At 66.9% G+C, this 15,177-nt stretch carries 13 protein-coding genes and 1 riboswitch; of the genes, 6 read left to right on the top strand and 7 right to left on the bottom strand.

Going from position 1 to position 15,177, the window contains the following annotated elements; all coding sequences use genetic code 11:
• Nucleotides 1–126: 126 nt before the first annotated feature.
• Both ribB and AC3ITN_RS03395 read right to left on the bottom strand, forming a co-directional pair.
• Nucleotides 127–1,224 carry a 3,4-dihydroxy-2-butanone-4-phosphate synthase gene (gene ribB, locus AC3ITN_RS03400; protein WP_313347822.1) on the bottom strand — a complete coding sequence of 366 codons (1,098 nt, stop codon included), beginning with the start codon at nucleotides 1,222–1,224 and terminating at the stop codon, nucleotides 127–129.
• Nucleotides 1,221–1,847 carry a riboflavin synthase gene (locus tag AC3ITN_RS03395; protein ID WP_313347821.1) on the bottom strand — a complete coding sequence of 209 codons (627 nt, stop codon included), beginning with the start codon at nucleotides 1,845–1,847 and terminating at the stop codon, nucleotides 1,221–1,223. Before AC3ITN_RS03395 ends, ribB begins: the two co-directional genes overlap by 4 nt.
• Nucleotides 1,848–1,925: 78 nt before the next feature.
• Nucleotides 1,926–2,070: riboswitch (FMN riboswitch) on the bottom strand.
• 156 nt (nucleotides 2,071–2,226) lie between these two features.
• On the opposite strand from AC3ITN_RS03395, the gene AC3ITN_RS03390 reads away from it, so the two are divergent.
• The 3 genes from AC3ITN_RS03390 (at nucleotide 2,227) to AC3ITN_RS03380 (ending at nucleotide 3,737) form a co-directional block, all read left to right on the top strand.
• Entirely contained in the window at nucleotides 2,227–2,856 is a 630-nt protein-coding gene (locus tag AC3ITN_RS03390; RefSeq protein WP_313347820.1) for an outer membrane beta-barrel protein, read from the top strand.
• A 210-nt stretch (nucleotides 2,857–3,066) separates the two neighbouring features.
• Nucleotides 3,067–3,408, top strand: coding sequence for a hypothetical protein (locus AC3ITN_RS03385; protein WP_313347819.1), 342 nt, complete (start codon nucleotides 3,067–3,069; stop codon nucleotides 3,406–3,408).
• Nucleotides 3,408–3,737, top strand: coding sequence for a helix-turn-helix domain-containing protein (locus AC3ITN_RS03380; protein ID WP_313347818.1), 330 nt, complete (start codon nucleotides 3,408–3,410; stop codon nucleotides 3,735–3,737). The genes AC3ITN_RS03385 and AC3ITN_RS03380 overlap by 1 nt, the downstream gene beginning before the upstream one ends.
• Nucleotides 3,738–3,782: 45 nt before the next feature.
• On the opposite strand, the gene ribD is transcribed toward AC3ITN_RS03380, so the two are convergent.
• From ribD to glyA, 4 genes are all read right to left on the bottom strand, one after another.
• Nucleotides 3,783–4,862 (bottom strand): bifunctional diaminohydroxyphosphoribosylaminopyrimidine deaminase/5-amino-6-(5-phosphoribosylamino)uracil reductase RibD, encoded by a 1,080-nt coding sequence (gene ribD / locus AC3ITN_RS03375; protein WP_489392080.1) that lies wholly within the window; start codon nucleotides 4,860–4,862, stop codon nucleotides 3,783–3,785.
• Between the two features lie 125 nt (nucleotides 4,863–4,987).
• On the bottom strand, nucleotides 4,988–5,515 hold the full coding sequence (gene nrdR / locus AC3ITN_RS03370) for a transcriptional regulator NrdR (RefSeq protein WP_313347816.1): 528 nt from the start codon (nucleotides 5,513–5,515) through the stop codon (nucleotides 4,988–4,990).
• A gap of 94 nt (nucleotides 5,516–5,609) precedes the next feature.
• Nucleotides 5,610–6,044: a hypothetical protein gene (locus AC3ITN_RS03365; RefSeq protein WP_489392079.1), complete on the bottom strand. Its 435-nt coding sequence runs from the start codon at nucleotides 6,042–6,044 to the stop codon at nucleotides 5,610–5,612.
• A gap of 62 nt (nucleotides 6,045–6,106) precedes the next feature.
• Complete coding sequence (gene glyA, locus AC3ITN_RS03360) at nucleotides 6,107–7,360, bottom strand: serine hydroxymethyltransferase (protein ID WP_489392078.1); 1,254 nt, start codon at nucleotides 7,358–7,360, stop codon at nucleotides 6,107–6,109.
• Nucleotides 7,361–7,600: 240 nt separating this feature from the next.
• Here glyA and AC3ITN_RS03355 point away from each other — a divergent pair, with 240 nt between their 5' ends.
• Nucleotides 7,601–10,816 carry an autotransporter domain-containing protein gene (locus AC3ITN_RS03355; RefSeq protein WP_489392077.1) on the top strand — a complete coding sequence of 1,072 codons (3,216 nt, stop codon included), beginning with the start codon at nucleotides 7,601–7,603 and terminating at the stop codon, nucleotides 10,814–10,816.
• Between the two features lie 152 nt (nucleotides 10,817–10,968).
• Here the strand turns inward: AC3ITN_RS03355 and AC3ITN_RS03350 are convergent, their stop codons facing one another.
• Nucleotides 10,969–11,439 carry an RcnB family protein gene (locus AC3ITN_RS03350; protein WP_489392076.1) on the bottom strand — a complete coding sequence of 157 codons (471 nt, stop codon included), beginning with the start codon at nucleotides 11,437–11,439 and terminating at the stop codon, nucleotides 10,969–10,971.
• 235 nt (nucleotides 11,440–11,674) lie between these two features.
• Between AC3ITN_RS03350 and ettA the strand changes: the two genes are divergently transcribed.
• Both ettA and AC3ITN_RS03340 read left to right on the top strand, forming a co-directional pair.
• On the top strand, nucleotides 11,675–13,339 hold the full coding sequence (gene ettA / locus AC3ITN_RS03345; protein WP_313347811.1) for an energy-dependent translational throttle protein EttA: 1,665 nt from the start codon (nucleotides 11,675–11,677) through the stop codon (nucleotides 13,337–13,339).
• Between the two features lie 520 nt (nucleotides 13,340–13,859).
• On the top strand, nucleotides 13,860–15,176 hold the full coding sequence (locus AC3ITN_RS03340) for an NCS2 family permease (protein ID WP_489392075.1): 1,317 nt from the start codon (nucleotides 13,860–13,862) through the stop codon (nucleotides 15,174–15,176).
• Nucleotide 15,177: the final 1 nt, after the last annotated feature.

Genomic DNA, 15,177 nt, shown 5'->3' with positions numbered 1-15,177 from the left:
CCTCGCAGCCACGCAGGGCGTGGCTCTACGTCGGCTGGATCACGACCTCGCAGCCACGCAGGGCGTGGCTCTACGTCGGCTGGATCACGACCTCGCGGCCACGCAGGGCGTGGCTCTACCGCCCGGTCAGGGCGTTATGGTCTCCACGACCTCCAGGCCATACCCGGCCAGGCCGATCTGGCGGCGCGGGGTGCCCAGCACGCGCAGCTTGCCCAGACCCAGGTCGGAGAGGATCTGCGCGCCGGCGCCGTTGCGGCGCCACTGGCTTACGTCCTTGTCCTTGCCCGGGGTCACCGGCTGCGGCTGCTGGCGCAGGCGGGCCAGCAGGCTGTTGGTGTCGCGCGGGGCCGAGAGCACCACCATCACGCCGCGCCCGGCCGCGGCGATCGCGCGCAGGGCATCGGTGGAGGCCACCCCGAAATCATCGCGGCGCCAATGCAGCAGGTCGGCCAGCGGGTTTTCCACCTGCACCCGCACCAGGGTCGGCTCGGCATCGACCGGGCCACGGACCAGGGCGAAATGCAGGTCGTGGGCGATCCGGTCGCGGTAGGTCACCAGCTTGAACGGGCCGAACTCGGTATCGATCTCGCGCTCGTCCACGCGTTCGACGGTCTTCTCGGTCGCCAGGCGATAGGCGATCAGGTCGGCGATGGAGCCGATCTTCAGCCCGTGCTCGCGGGCGAACACCTCCAGCTCCGGGCGACGCGCCATGCTGCCGTCCGGGTTGAGGATCTCCACCAGCACGCCGGCCGGTTCCAGCCCGGCCAGCATGGCCAGGTCCACGCCGGCTTCGGTGTGGCCGGCGCGGGTCAGCACGCCACCCGGCTGGGCGATCAGCGGGAAGATGTGGCCCGGCTGGTGCAGGTCGGCCGGCTTGGCGTCCGGCTTCACTGCGGTGCGGATGGTGTGGGCGCGGTCGTAGGCCGAGATGCCGGTGGTGACGCCTTCGGCGGCCTCGATGCTCACCGTGAAGTTGGTCTGGAACTGCGCGGTATTGGCCTGGACCATCGGCGCCAGGCCCAGGTCGGCGGCGCGCTCGCGGGTCAGCGGCAGGCACACCAGGCCGCGGCCGTGGGTGACCATGAAGTTGATGTCCGACGGCTTGACCAGCTCGGCGGCCATGATCAGGTCGCCTTCGTTCTCGCGGTCTTCGTCGTCGACGATGACCACCATGCGGCCAAGGCGGATGTCCTCGAGGATCTCGGGGATGGGGGCGAAGTTCATGCGGCTTCTCCCTGTGCGTGCCCATGCGGGGCCGGCACGCTGATCAAGCGCTCCACGTAGCGGGCGACCAGGTCGATCTCCAGATTGACCGCACTGCCCACGCCGGTCGCCGCGAAGGCGGTATTGGCGACGGTATGCGGGATCAGCGCGACCTCGAAGCCGGCGTCGTCCACGTCGTTGACGGTCAGGCTGACCCCGTCCACGCAGATCGAGCCCTTCCTGGCGATGTAGCGCAGCAGCGCGGCCGGTGCGGCGAAGCGCCAGCGCTGGGCACGCGCGTCGTCATGGATGGACACCACCGTGCCCAGGCCATCGACATGGCCGCTGACCAGGTGGCCGCCGAGGCGGTCGGTCGGGCGCATGGCGCGTTCAAGATTGATCACGGCGCCATCGGCCAGCTGACCCAGCGTGGTCAGGCCGAGCGTTTCCGTGGAGGCATCGGCCTGGAAGGTCGTCGCGTCGAACGCGATCACGGTCAGGCACACGCCGTTGATGGCGATGCTCTCACCGAGCTGCACGGCGTCGAACGGCAGGCTGCCGACGTGGAAGGTGAAGCGGACATCGCCGCCCAAGGGTACGCGTGCGGCCACATGGCCGACGCCTTCGATGATTCCAGTAAACAAGGAACGTTCTCCGCGAAAAGTGAGCGAAAAACGCCGCAAGGCAAACAGGCGGGCGCAGGGCCGGTAAAGGCCCTGTGGCACCGTCTTCTTTCATCCGGACTATACCGTCGGCTCCGGCATCGGACCGGATCTGCTGACCTTCCGGCCAGGCCGGAAGCGCTCGCGGGCTCGTGCTTGCGCACCTACCGCCGGTGGGGAATCGCACCCCGCCCTGAAGACGTTTGTGTACCGGCGAACCGGCGTGGGCATTGTAGCAGCGCTGGCTGAGCGCTGGCTTTCTGTGAATAATTTGTTAAAATGCGCGCCGCGTGGCGATGACCGCCGCCCTGCCGCCCATGACGGGCTGGCTGAAATGGACCTCACACAACAAGGAACCTGCATGCGCAAGATCTTCCTGGCCGCCGCCCTGCTGGCTGCCGCCCCGCTTTCCGCCGTCGCTGCCGAAAGCATGAGCTACACCTATGTCGAAGGCGGCTGGACCCAGCAGCAGATCAGCGTTCCGGGCAGCAACCCGAAGCTGGACGGCGGCTACCTCCGCGGTTCGTTCGCCATTGCCGACCAGGTCAACGTGTTTGGCGGCTACAGCACCACTTCCAAGACGTACCATCTGGAAGACAGCGTCGGCGAATACCGCGCCAAGAACACGATCGACCAGCCGGAGCTGGGCATCGGCTACCACATGCCGATGACCGACCGCGTGGACTTCACGGCGGATATCGCCTGGATGCGCATCAACAACGAAGTAAAGTTCGATGACGGTGTGACCAGCGAAACCGACAAGTTCCACACCAACGCCGGCCGTGCCGCGCTGGGTGTGCGTGGCAAGCCGTCGCGCAGCACCGAGGCGTGGCTCAAGGCCGGCTACATTGACGGCAGCGACATGGACGGCGTGTGGATCGGCACCCTCGGTGGCCAGGTCAGCTTCACCCGCAACTGGGGCGTGGTCGGCGAAGTGCAGTACTACGACGACGTGACCCAGTACTCGGTCGGCGTGCGCGCCAGCTTCTAAGTTACTGATCGGGCAGCGCTAACCCGCGCCATGATCGACGGGCCCCGCAAGGGGCCCGTTTTTTTTGCCCCGGCGTTGGCCACCTATCCCTTTCCGTAATTCGATCAAATGCACGATCCATGCGGGAAGCGAGGTGTGAACGGCTGCCCCCTTCCGGTGTGAAGGCGCAAGGTAAGGTGGCTCGCAACCCTACGCAGAAAACGTATACTTATGCACGCCGTGTTCGTGGAGATGCCCGCTTTTTCGCGCCACCGTGCCGCCTACCTCGACAACGACGGGTTCTGCGCGCTTCAGCAGTTCCTGCTGCGGGCTCCGGAGGCCGGTGACGTGATCATGGGCACGGGCGGTCTCCGCAAGCTGCGTTTTTCCGACGACCGCAGGCAGCGTGGCAAGCGGGGCGGACTACGGGTGATCTACTTCCACTGGCTGGCGGGTTCGCAGTTCTGGCTGTTCACCCTCTACGGCAAGGGCGTCCAGGACGATCTGGACGCGACGCAGAAAAGACTGCTGAAACGAATGCTTCAAGCCGAACTTCTGGCGAGGATCACATGATGAAACGCGACATATTTGCCGAGCTTGTCGAGGGGCTGCATGCATTGGAGGATGAGCGCTCGGGCAAGGTCACGCTGCGCACCCACAAGGCGCGACTGAAGCCGTTGCCGCCGCTGCATGCGGGTGAGTTGGTCGCCATCCGTGAACAGCTGAACATGTCACGGCCGGTGTTTGCCATGTACCTGCGTACCAATGCACGCACGCTTGAGAACTGGGAGCAGGGCCGCGCGCGTCCCAACGCGCAGGCATCGACCCTCATTCGACTGGTGCAGCAGTTTCCACAGACAGTACGCCACCTGGAAGCGCTGCAACCGGTCGCAGCATCCTGACGTCTCCACGTCACGCGTAGTGCCACGCCCTGCGTGGCAGAACCTTCACACGCGCAACAGCAGCCGCAGGTCCGCACCGACCTGGCGTTGATCGACCACGCGCAGGCGATGCTGCTGGTCCATGGCATGAATGCCCAGGCCGGCGAGCAGCGGCCTGCCGTGCTCGCCCAGCAGGGTGGGTGCCTGGTAGAGCAGCAGCTCGTCGACCCAGCCACCTGCAAGCAATGCACCCGACAGCGTGGCGCCGGCTTCGGTATGTACTTCGTTGATGCCGCGCTCGGCCAGCAGTGCCAGCACCGCACCCAGGTCCAGCCGTCCGTCGTGCGCCGGCACGCTGGCGAATTCGGCGTCGGCCGCGTCCGGCGGGCTCACCGCCGCATCGTGCAGATACAGCGTAGGCGCCCCGCCCTCCCGCACGCGTGCGCATTCCAACGAACGCAGCCGTGAATCGAGCACCACGCGCAGCGGCGGCAGCACGTCGGTGTCGGCCAGGCGCACGGTCAGCATCGGGTCGTCGGCCAGTACAGTGTCGGCCCCGGTCAGGATCGCGCCGGCGCGTGCGCGCCACTGCTGCACATCCGCGCGGGCGGCAGCACCGGTGATCCACTTGGAGCTGCCATCCGCCATCGCCGTGCGGCCATCCAGGCTGGCGGCAAGCTTGACCCGCACCCAGGGGCGGCCCCGCTCGATCCGCGACAGGAAGCCGACGTTGAGCGCGCGCGCCTGCGCGGCCATCAACCCCTCCGCCACCTCGATACCCGCCTCGCGCAGCAGCACGAAGCCGCCGCCGTCGACCTTGGGGAACGGGTCGCGCATGGCCGCCACCACGCGGCTGACGCCGGCCTCGATCAGCGCCAACGCGCACGGCGGCGTGCGCCCGTGGTGCGCGCAGGGCTCCAGGGTGACGTAGGCGGTGGCGCCGCGCGCTGCGGCGCCGGCCTGGCGCAGCGCGAATACCTCGGCGTGCGGGCCGCCGGTGCGCTGGTGCCAGCCCTCGCCCACGATCCGCTCGCCGTGCGCGATCACGCAGCCCACCATGGGGTTCGGCCGCGCAGTGAAGCGGGCGCGTTCGGCCAGGCGCAGCGCGCGGGCCATGTGCAGGTGGTCAAGCGTGGAGAAGTTCATGGCGGCAATGGTAACGCCCTACCCTCGACTGGGTAGAGAGGACTGTTAGTCCGCTGCCGTTGGCGGCGTGCACGGGTCATTCGGAGATCGGACAGCGGACTAACAGTCCGCTCTACCAGTCCGCTCTACGGCTGACTTTTTTTCTTCTTGGTCAACGCAATCACATCGCCCAGCAGCTGCAGCTGTTCGGTGCTGGAGGGCAATTCGCGCTCCAGCTTCTCGATCTCCTCGCGGAAATCGGCCACGTCCTCGAAGCTGCGGTAGACCGACGCAAACCGCACATAGGCGACATGGTCCAGCTTGCGCAGCTCGTTCATAACGAACTCGCCGACCTTGATCGACGGGATTTCGCGCTCGCCGCACATGCGCAGCTGCTGCATCACCGCGCGCACCGCCAGTTCGATCTTGTCTTCCGGCACCGGACGCTTCTGCAGCGCGCGGTCGAAACCGACGCGCAGCTTGCGCGCGTCGAAGCCCTCGCGGCTGCCATCGCTCTTCACGATCGCCGGCAGCTTCAGTTCGATGGTTTCCAGCGTGCTGAAACGTTCGTTGCAGGCCTCGCACTCGCGCCGACGACGGATCGTCGCACCGTCTTCGGAGACGCGCGAGTCGATCACCCGGGTATCGGCATGCTGGCAGAACGGACAGTACATGGAACGCCTTGCATCAAAAAAAACGTCATGCCGTGGTCACGGCAGCGTCGCAACGGTACCTGAGAAGACGCGGGGCAGCAAATGGCCGTCGGCGTCAGCCGCGCGGCGGACGCGACCAGCGCATCCACACCAGCTGCGCGCTGGGAACCAGCAGCAGCGGTCCGGCGACCAGGTAACCGAGATCCTTCCAGCCGCCCTCGCCCACCAGACGTACCACAAGCCCCATCACCACCAGTGCCCCGAGGGTGCCCAGCGCGATGCAGATCCAGCCCAACGGTCCGCTCTGGCGCAGCCCGTCCCGGCCGCGGCGAAGATAGACGGCGCTCAACCAGAGCCAGCCCAGCAGGCCGACGATGCCCGACAGGCCCCACGCGAGCAGCGCCATGCCCTCGATGCCGCCCATGTAGTTGTTGCGGGAGAAGAAGACCAGCACGGCCAGCACCGACAGCGTGCCCCCGGCCGCCAGCGTGGGCAGGCCCAGCAGCACGGCCTGTGCGGCGTAAAGGCGGCGTTGGGCAATGTCATCCATGCAGCATTTTCCCTGTGTCGACACGCGCTCCCCGGCCGGGCCAGGGACCGCGACGGGTCACATCACCCGTAGACCGGGTACTTGCGGCACTGCGCGCTGACCGCATCGCGCACGCGGGCGATCACGGCCTCGTCGGCCGGGGCGTCGAGCACGTCGGCGATCCAGTTGGCCAGGTCCACGCAGTCCTGTTCCACGTAACCGCGGGTGGTCACCGCCGGGGTGCCCAGGCGCAGGCCCGAGGTCACGAACGGCGAGCGCGGGTCGTTGGGCACCGAGTTCTTGTTGACGGTGATGTGCGCCTTGCCCAGCGCGGCTTCCGCGTCCTTGCCGGACACGTCCTTGCCGATCATGTCCACCAGCATCAGGTGGTTTTCGGTGCCGCCGGACACGATCTTGTAGCCGCGCGCGATCAGCGTGGTGGCCATCGCCTGGGCGTTCTTGACCACCTGCTGCTGGTAGGCCTTGAAGCCCGGCTCCAGTGCTTCCTTGAAGGCCACGGCCTTGCCGGCGATGACGTGCATCAGCGGACCGCCCTGGATGCCCGGGAACACGATGGACTGCAGCTTCTTCTGCAGTTCTTCGCTGGCGCCCTTGGCGATGATGATGCCGCCGCGCGGACCGCGCAGGGTCTTGTGGGTGGTCGAGGTGACCACGTGGGCGTGCGGCAGCGGGCTCGGGTAGACGCCGGCGGCGACCAGACCGGCCACGTGCGCCATGTCCACGAACAGGTAGGCACCGACCTTGTCGGCGATGGCGCGGAAGCGCGCCCAGTCCACCACCTGCGAGTATGCCGAGAAGCCGGCGACGACCATCTTCGGCGTGTGCTCCAGGGCCAGGCGCTCGACCTCGTCATAGTCGATCAGGCCCTGCTCGTTCACCCCGTACTGCACGGCGTTGAACAGCTTGCCCGACGCATTGACCTTGGCGCCGTGGGTCAGGTGACCACCGTGGGCCAGGCTCATGCCCAGGATGGTGTCGCCCGGCTGCAGCAGCGCGAAATAGACGGCCTGGTTGGCCTGCGAACCGCTGTGCGGCTGCACGTTGGCGTAGTCGGCGTCGAACAGCTGCTTGAGGCGGTCGATGGCCAGCTGCTCGGCAATGTCCACGTATTCGCAGCCACCGTAGTAGCGCTTGCCCGGGTAGCCTTCGGCGTACTTGTTGGTCAGCTGGCTGCCCTGGGCTTCCATGACCGCCGGGCTGGTGTAGTTCTCGCTGGCGATCAGCTCGACGTGGTCTTCCTGGCGCTGGGTTTCGGCGGCGATGGCCTTGGCCAGTTCGGGATCGTAGGTTTCGATGCGGACGTCACGCGGGAACATCGCTTACTCCAGGGCAGGGGTGAGGGGAACGGCAGCCTTTCATTGTAAGGCCCACAACCGGGGGCTGGCCCGTGCCGGAGGCTGGGCCGACCCCGATGATGCGAAATCCGCCAACAATCTGAATTGCGACGCCGTTCCTTGAATTGTTCATATTTTGTGATTTTTGACCCTAAAGACGTTCAGCCAGCGGCCGTTATTCCCACCTCAGGGAATCGTCTTTCATTCAAACAGGGGTTGGCTGTGAATCATGTGTATCGCGTGGTCTTCAATCACGCGCTGAAGTGCGTGCAGGTGGTGTCCGAATTCGCCCGCGGCGGCCGCAGCGCCTCCCGCACCAGCCGCCGCCACGCGCCGCGCCTGGCCCCGCTGTTCACCGGTATCGCCCTGGCCTGCATAGCGCCGGGCGCCCTGGCTGCACATTCGGAATGGGTCGGCGTGCCGGGCAGCGAGTGGAATGTGCCAGGTAGCTGGGTGGGCGGCGTGCCGACCGACCGCGGCATCGACACCCCCAACGACACCGCCTACGTCAACAGCGGTGGCGTGCGGATCACCGGCGTGGGCGTGCCCGACGCCGACGAGGTGCACATCGGCTACACCGGCGCCGGCCGGCTGGACGTCGTCGGCGGCGGCAGCCTCGACACCAACACGCTCTACATGGGCACCCAGGCAGGCTCGATGGGCCTGGCGGTGATCGACGGCAGCGGCTCGGCGTGGAATGCCCGCTACACCATCGGCGTGGGCCACCTGGGCAACGGCGACCTGACCATCCGCAACGGCGGCAGCATGACCATCGACCGTGAAAGCTACATCGCCTCGATGGGCGGAAGCACCGGCACCGTGCGCATCCAGAACGCGGGCAGTGAGTGGAACACCGGCAACAGCCTCTTCGCCGGCCAGGGCGGCATCGGCACGATCGAAGTCACCGATGGCGGCACGCTCCAGGGCGTCAATGCCATCGTCGGCAACCTCTTCGGCAGCGTTGGCCGCATCACGGTCAGCGGTAGCGGCAGCAACGCCGTACACACCGGCACCCTGACGGTCGGCAATTCCGGCCAGGGCACCTACGAAATTCTCGACGGCGCCAGCGCCGTGGTCGGCGGCTCGATCAACTTGGCACAGAGCAACTCCAGCCGGAGCACCCTCACGGTGGGCCAGAATGCAATTCTGGCCATTGGCGACAGCGCCGGCGGCATCGTCGCGATCACCGCCGGTTTCGGCCAGAGCCGGTTCGAACTGGCCGGCGGCACCCTGCGCGCCAACAGCTGGCTCAACCTCGACACCGCGCTGGTGGTGTCGGCCGACTCCATCCTCGACGTGGCGGACAGCCTGCGCGCCACGCAGACCATCAGCGGCACCGGCCAGCTGCGCAAGACCGGCACCGGCACGTTGATGCTGAGCGGCAACAACACCTGGAGTGGCGGCCTGCGCGTCGAGCAGGGCATGCTGTCGGTCGGCAGCGACGCGGCCCTCAGCCTCGGCGTACTGAGCATGGCCGACGGTACCTCGCTGGGCCTGGGCACACCGGTCACGCTGTACAACACCGTGCAGCTCAACGGCGAGGTCGGCGTGTGGGTCGCGCCCGGCACCAGCGCCACGCTGGCCGGCAACGTGCGTGATGCGAGCGGCGACAGCCTGCTGGTGAAGAATGACAGCGGCACGCTGGTCCTGGGCGGCAATGCCTACACCGGCGACACCCGCATCGACGGCGGCACCCTGCTTGCCACCGGCAATGCGCTGCCGACCGGCGACATCGAGATCGGCAGCGGCGGCACGTTTGCCATCGACACCACCCGCGTGCTGCAGTACGACGGCCAGTTCAGCGGCAGCGGCACCCTGCGCCAGGGCCGCCACTTCCTGACCCTGACCGGCGACAGCAGTGCCTTCACCGGTACCACGGTCGTCAACGGCGGCATGCTGGAGGTGGCCGGTGCGCTGGGCGGTGACATCCAGATGACCAACAACGCCCTGCTGGCCGGCATGGGCAGCGTGGGCAACGTGGAACTGCTGAGCGGCAGCGTGCTGTCCCCCGGTGCCCGCTCGATCGGCAGCATCGGCCGGTTGTCGGTGGGCGGCGACCTGCGCTTCGATTCAAGCGCGACCTTCCAGGTGGACGTTGCCGCCAATGGCAGCAGCGACTTCGTCGGCGTAGGCGGCAAGGCGTTCCTCGGCAATGCCGGCACGGTCGCCGTCGCCGCTGCAGGCAACTGGGCGTTGTCCACCCGCTACACCCTGATCTCCGCCGGTGCCGGCGTGGACGGCGCCTTCGCCGGGGTCAGCAGCAACTTCGCCTTCCTCGACCCCAGCCTCAGCTACGACGCCAACAACGTGTACCTGACCATGACCCGCAACGACGTGTCGATGCCGGACGTGGAACTGGCGTTCCCGGACGTGGTGGTCAATACCAACCAGCAGCAGGTCGCTGGCGCGGTGGAAGCACTGGGCGAAGGCAATGCGGTGTACGACGCCGTGGTGCGGCTGACCGTGCCGGAAGTGGTGCCGGCCTTCGACAGCCTGTCCGGTGAAGTGCATGCCGCCACCCGTGGCGCGCTGCTGCAGAACCGCTTCCTGCACGACGGCATCGACCGTCACCTGGACGGCCGCGCGCTCAGTGGCGCTGTCGCCCCGGGCGTCAACCTGTGGCTGGCGGGGAGTGGTGGGCAGCTGCGCACCGACGCCACCGCCGAAAACGCCGCCTCGCGCGTGCAGCAGCACGGCCTCATGGCCGGTGCCGGCTGGCAGGTCCGTGAGACGCTGGAACTAGGCGTGGCCGCCGGCCAGCAGAAGGTGGACAACCGCCTGCGCGAGCGTGCAGCCGTGGCCGAGACCGACGCGACCGAGTACGGCGTGTATGCACACTACCGCTGGCAGGGCCTGAGCCTGCGCGGCGGCGTGACCCGTGCCGACTACCGCACCGACACCACGCGCACGGCGCAGGTCGGTACGGCGTTCAGCGAGAGCCTGCTGGCCCGTGAAGATGCCACCGGCACCACCGCGTTCGTGCGGGCCGGCTGGACGTTCGGCGGTCCGCGCGTGCAGCTGACGCCTGAAATCGAGCTGGCCCAGGTGCGTCTGGAAAGCGATGGCAGCCAGGAACGTGGCGGCAACAGCGCCCTGCGCCTTGCCTCGGCCGACAGCGAGTACCGCACCGGCCTGGCGGCGTTGAAGGCCGATTGGGACATCAGCGGTGGCCTGCAGGACCGCGCCGTGCTCAGTGCACGCGTGGGCTGGCAGTACGCCGACGGTGACCGCCTGCCGACCGCGACCGCGCGCTTCGTGGGCGGGTCGCAGGACTTCACCATCGCCGGCGCGCCGCTGGCACGCAGCAGCGTGCTGGCCCAGCTGGGGGTGGCGGTGAGCCCGAGTGCCAACAGCCGCGTGTCGCTGCAGGTGCAGGGACGCGACGGCGACGGGCAGCGCGATGTGGGGGCGCAGCTGGACTGGTCGGTGGCGTTCTGATGGATTGAATCGCCATCGTGTAGAACGAAGAAGCGCGCCCTGGGGCGCGCTTCTTCGTTTGGTCCGCGTCAGCCACGCAGGGCGTGGCACTACCGCATTGTTCCGGCCGCGTAGACCCACGCCTGCGTGGCTGCGCGGTGCAGGCAGCGCGCTTACCGGTTGTTGATCACGTAGTCCGCGATGATCCCGCTCGCGATCGCCACCAGCAGCAGGTTGCCGCGATCGTCGCGGATCCAGTGATGGTCGCGCGGCGGGCGGCGGACCGAGTAGCGGCTGTAGTCATTGACCACGTAGACCGGGCCCCGGTAGTACTCGTTGTAGCGGTGCCCACGCGCCCAGCCGTAACCCCGGCCAGGCGCCGGGCGGTACACCACCCTCGGCGGCGGCGCCGGACGGTAGTAGCCACGGTTGTCGTAGTAGCGACGGTCGTGATGCGCCTCGCGGCGATCGCCGCGCCAGTCGCGACGGTCATCGTGACGGTCGTGACGGCGGTCGTGACGATCATCGTGCCGTTCGTGACGGTCGTGGCCACGGCCACGATGGTCATCGGCGAAGGCCGGCGCAATGCTCCCCAACGCGAGCAGCGAGGCCACGGTCCCGACCACAATTCGATTCATACGCATGATTGGCCTCGCTTGGTGGATTGACGATTCCCATCATGCAGACGCCGTCTGAACGGTTTCCGGCTGGAAACGGTTTCCAATTCAGGTGCTTTGACCACCCATTCAGGCAGCGGCAAGCCCCGTCCCGAGGGCCGACCGGCGGCTGTCATCGCTTCCGGCTATAATTGGGCCCATCCCATTTCATCTGTTCCTGTTCCTGACGGAACGGGCGCAGGGTTGCGCCTTCGGAGAGCTCATGTCCTCGCAATACATCTACACCATGAACAAAGTCAGCAAGGTGGTCCCGCCCAAGCGGCAGATCATCAAGGACATCTCGCTGTCGTTCTTCCCGGGTGCCAAGATCGGCCTGCTGGGCCTGAACGGCGCCGGCAAGTCCACGGTGCTGAAGATCATGGCCGGCGTGGATACCGACTTCGAGGGCGAAGCCCGTCCGCAGGCCGGCATCAAGGTCGGTTACCTGGCCCAGGAACCGGAGCTGGACCCCACCAAGACCGTGCGTGAAGCGGTCGAGGAAGGTGTGGGCGAAGTGCTGCAGGCCCAGGCCGCGCTGGACGCGGTCTACCTCGCCTATGCCGAGGAAGGCGCCGATTTCGACAAGCTGGCCAAGGAACAGGAGCGCCTGGAGGCAATCCTGGCCGCCGGCGACGCACATACGCTGGAAAACCAGCTGGACGTGGCCGCCGACGCGCTGCGCCTGCCGCCGTGGGACGCCATCGTGGGCAAGCTCTCCGGTGGTGAAAAGCGCCGCGTTGCGCTGTGCCGCCTGTTGCTGCAGAAGCCGGACATGCTGCTGCTCGACGAACCGACCAACCATCTCGACGCCGAGTCGGTGGAATGGCTGGAGCAGTTCCTGGCGCGCTACACCGGCACCGTCGTGGCGGTCACCCATGATCGTTACTTCCTGGACAACGCGGCCGAGTGGATCCTGGAACTGGACCGCGGCCGCGGCATTCCGTGGAAGGGCAACTACACCGACTGGCTGATGCAGAAGGACGAGCGCCTGAAGCAGGAAGACAACCAGGAAAAGTCGCGCCAGAAGGCGATCCAGAAGGAACTGGAATGGTCGCGCCAGAATGCGAAGGGCGGCCGCACCAAGGGCAAGGCCCGTCTGGCACGCCTGGAAGAGCTGCAGTCGGTCGACTACCAGAAGCGCAACGAAACCAATGAAATCTTCATCCCGCCGGGCGAGCGCCTGGGCAACTCGGTGATGGAATTCAAGAACGTCTCCAAGAAGTTTGGCGACCGCCTGCTGTTCGACGAGCTGAACTTCCTGGTGCCGGCCGGTGCGATCGTGGGCATCATCGGCCCGAACGGTGCCGGTAAGTCGACGCTGTTCAAGATGATCACCGGCCAGGAAAAGCCGGATTCGGGCGAGATCGTGGTCGGTCCGACCGTGCAGCTGTCCTACGTGGACCAGAGCCGCGACGCCCTGGAAGGCAACCACAACGTCTTCCAGGAAATCGCGGGCGGCCTGGACATCCTCAACATCAACGGCATCGAGATCCAGTCGCGCGCCTACATCGGCCGCTTCAACTTCAAGGGCCAGGACCAGCAGAAGCTGGTCGGTTCGCTGTCCGGTGGTGAGCGTGGCCGCCTGCACATGGCCAAGACCCTGCTGCAGGGTGGCAACGTGCTGCTGCTCGACGAACCGTCCAACGATCTGGACATCGAAACCCTGCGTGCGCTGGAAGATGCGCTGCTGGAGTTCCCGGGCAACACGTTCGTGATTTCGCATGACCGCTGGTTCCTGGATCGCATCGCGACCCACATCCTGGCGTTCGAAGGCAATTCGCACGTGGAGTTCTTCCAGGGCAATTACCGCGAATACGAAGAAGACAAGCGCCGCCGCATGGGCGACGACGCCGCGCCGAAGCGCCTGCGCTTCAAGGCGCTGAAGTAAGAGAAAGTAAAACGGCCGCGCTCTGCGCGGCCGTTTTGCATTTGCGGGTTGTGAATCAAAGGCAGAAGCAGAAGCGCGGCGTCTTTGTTGCTTGCGGGATGGGGAGGCCGGCGGGCAGCCCCCTCCGGGACACGCCGTGAACCCATCCATGGGGGCTGCTAGAAAACATCCATGTTTTCTAGCGTCCCTCCGGGGGCTGCCCGCCGGCCTCCCTCGAAGATTGGTCGCGCGCGGACAGGAAGAGCAGACACGCGTGGCGTGTCCCTACGCAGCACCGCATGGAATTGATCGAATCCGCTTTTGATCTTCCATGGCCACCGACACACTATCGAAGGGCCGGCGGGTGCGGGGGTACGGGACCGTAGAAAACATGGATGTTTTCTACGAGCCCCCATGGATGGGTTCACGGCGTGTCCCGTACCCCCGTACCCGCCGGCCCTAACCAACAGTCGCACCAGACGAAGGCTCTTGGCTTCGCTAAAGATCCAACGAAAAAAACCAACACCCATGGACCCCCACCATGAAACTGTTTGAACGCCTGTTCCAGCTCCAGCAGCACGGCACCACCGTGCGGACCGAACTGCTGGCCGGGCTGACCACGTTCCTGACGATGTCCTACATCGTCTTCGTCAACCCGGACATCCTCTCCACCACCGGCATGGATGCGGGCGCGGTGTTCGTTGCTACGTGCCTGGCCGCCGCGCTGGGCTCGCTGGTGATGGCCTTTGCCGCCAATTTCCCGGTCGGCATGGCGCCCGGCATGGGATTGAACGCGTTCTTTGCGTTCACCGTGGTGGGCGCCGCGGGGCTGCCTTGGCAGCAGGCGTTGGCGGCAGTCTTCATTTCCGGACTGGTGTTCCTGGCCCTGTCGCTGACCGGCGTGCGCGCCTGGCTGGTGGCGGGGATTCCCGCCTCGCTGCGCGCCGCGATCGTCGCCGGTATCGGCCTGTTCCTGGCCATCATCGCCCTGCAGAAGTCCGGCGTGATCATTGCCAACCCCGACACCCTGGTTGCGCTCGGGCCCCTCAACACTGCCCCGCCGCTGCTGGCGCTGGCCGGCTTCCTGCTGATCGCCATCCTTGAGGCACGGCGTGTGCGCGGCGCCATCCTGATCGGCATCCTGGCCGTCACCGGCGCGGCCTGGCTGCTCGGCAACGTCCAATACCACGGCGTCATTTCCCTGCCGCCCAGCCTGGCCCCGACCTTCCTGCAGCTGGACCTGCCCGGCCTGCTGCACCACGACGGCGGTGCGCCCATCGCCGTGCTGCTGCAGGTGGTGCTGGTGTTCGTGCTGGTCGAAGTGTTCGACGCCACCGGCACCCTGTATGGCGTGGTGGGTCGCGCCGGACTGCTCAAGCTTCCCGGCGCGCAGAAGCGCTTCGGGCGTGCGCTGCTGGCCGACAGCACCGCCATCGTGGCCGGCTCCCTGCTCGGTACCAGCAGCACCACCGCCTTCGCCGAAAGCGCGTCGGGCGTGCAGGCCGGCGGCCGCACCGGACTGACCGCGCTGGTCGTGGCCGCCCTGTTCCTGGCCGCGTTGCTGTTCTCACCGCTCGCCGCCATGGTGCCGGGCTACGCCACCGCGCCGGCGCTGCTGTTCGTGGCCGGATTGATGCTGCGTGAGCTGGTGGATGTGGAGTGGAACGACCTGACCGAATCGGTGCCGGCCGCCCTGTGCGCACTGGCGATGCCGTTTACCTATTCGATTGCGAATGGGCTGGCGTTTGGATTCATCGCCTATGCCGTGCTCAAGGCCGGAACCGGGCGCTGGCGTGAGGTGCACCCGGCGGTGTGGCTGGTGGCCGGACTGTTCGTTGCGCGGTATGCGTTGGAATAAC

The sequence above is a fragment of the Stenotrophomonas sp. KH_036_B genome, from assembly GCF_057839485.1.
Note: the sequence above shows the minus strand (reverse complement) of the source record. Positions and strands in the feature narration are given on the sequence as shown.

Coding starts and splice junctions, on each gene's coding strand:
- ribB (WP_313347822.1), bottom strand. CDS start 1,224: ATGAACTTCGCCCCCATCCCCGAGATCCTCGAGGACATCCGCCTTGGC.
- AC3ITN_RS03390 (WP_313347820.1), top strand. CDS start 2,227: ATGCGCAAGATCTTCCTGGCCGCCGCCCTGCTGGCTGCCGCCCCGCTT.
- AC3ITN_RS03385 (WP_313347819.1), top strand. CDS start 3,067: ATGCACGCCGTGTTCGTGGAGATGCCCGCTTTTTCGCGCCACCGTGCC.
- AC3ITN_RS03380 (WP_313347818.1), top strand. CDS start 3,408: ATGAAACGCGACATATTTGCCGAGCTTGTCGAGGGGCTGCATGCATTG.
- ribD (WP_489392080.1), bottom strand. CDS start 4,862: ATGAACTTCTCCACGCTTGACCACCTGCACATGGCCCGCGCGCTGCGC.
- nrdR (WP_313347816.1), bottom strand. CDS start 5,515: ATGTACTGTCCGTTCTGCCAGCATGCCGATACCCGGGTGATCGACTCG.
- AC3ITN_RS03365 (WP_489392079.1), bottom strand. CDS start 6,044: ATGGATGACATTGCCCAACGCCGCCTTTACGCCGCACAGGCCGTGCTG.
- glyA (WP_489392078.1), bottom strand. CDS start 7,360: ATGTTCCCGCGTGACGTCCGCATCGAAACCTACGATCCCGAACTGGCC.
- AC3ITN_RS03350 (WP_489392076.1), bottom strand. CDS start 11,439: ATGCGTATGAATCGAATTGTGGTCGGGACCGTGGCCTCGCTGCTCGCG.
- ettA (WP_313347811.1), top strand. CDS start 11,675: ATGTCCTCGCAATACATCTACACCATGAACAAAGTCAGCAAGGTGGTC.
- AC3ITN_RS03340 (WP_489392075.1), top strand. CDS start 13,860: ATGAAACTGTTTGAACGCCTGTTCCAGCTCCAGCAGCACGGCACCACC.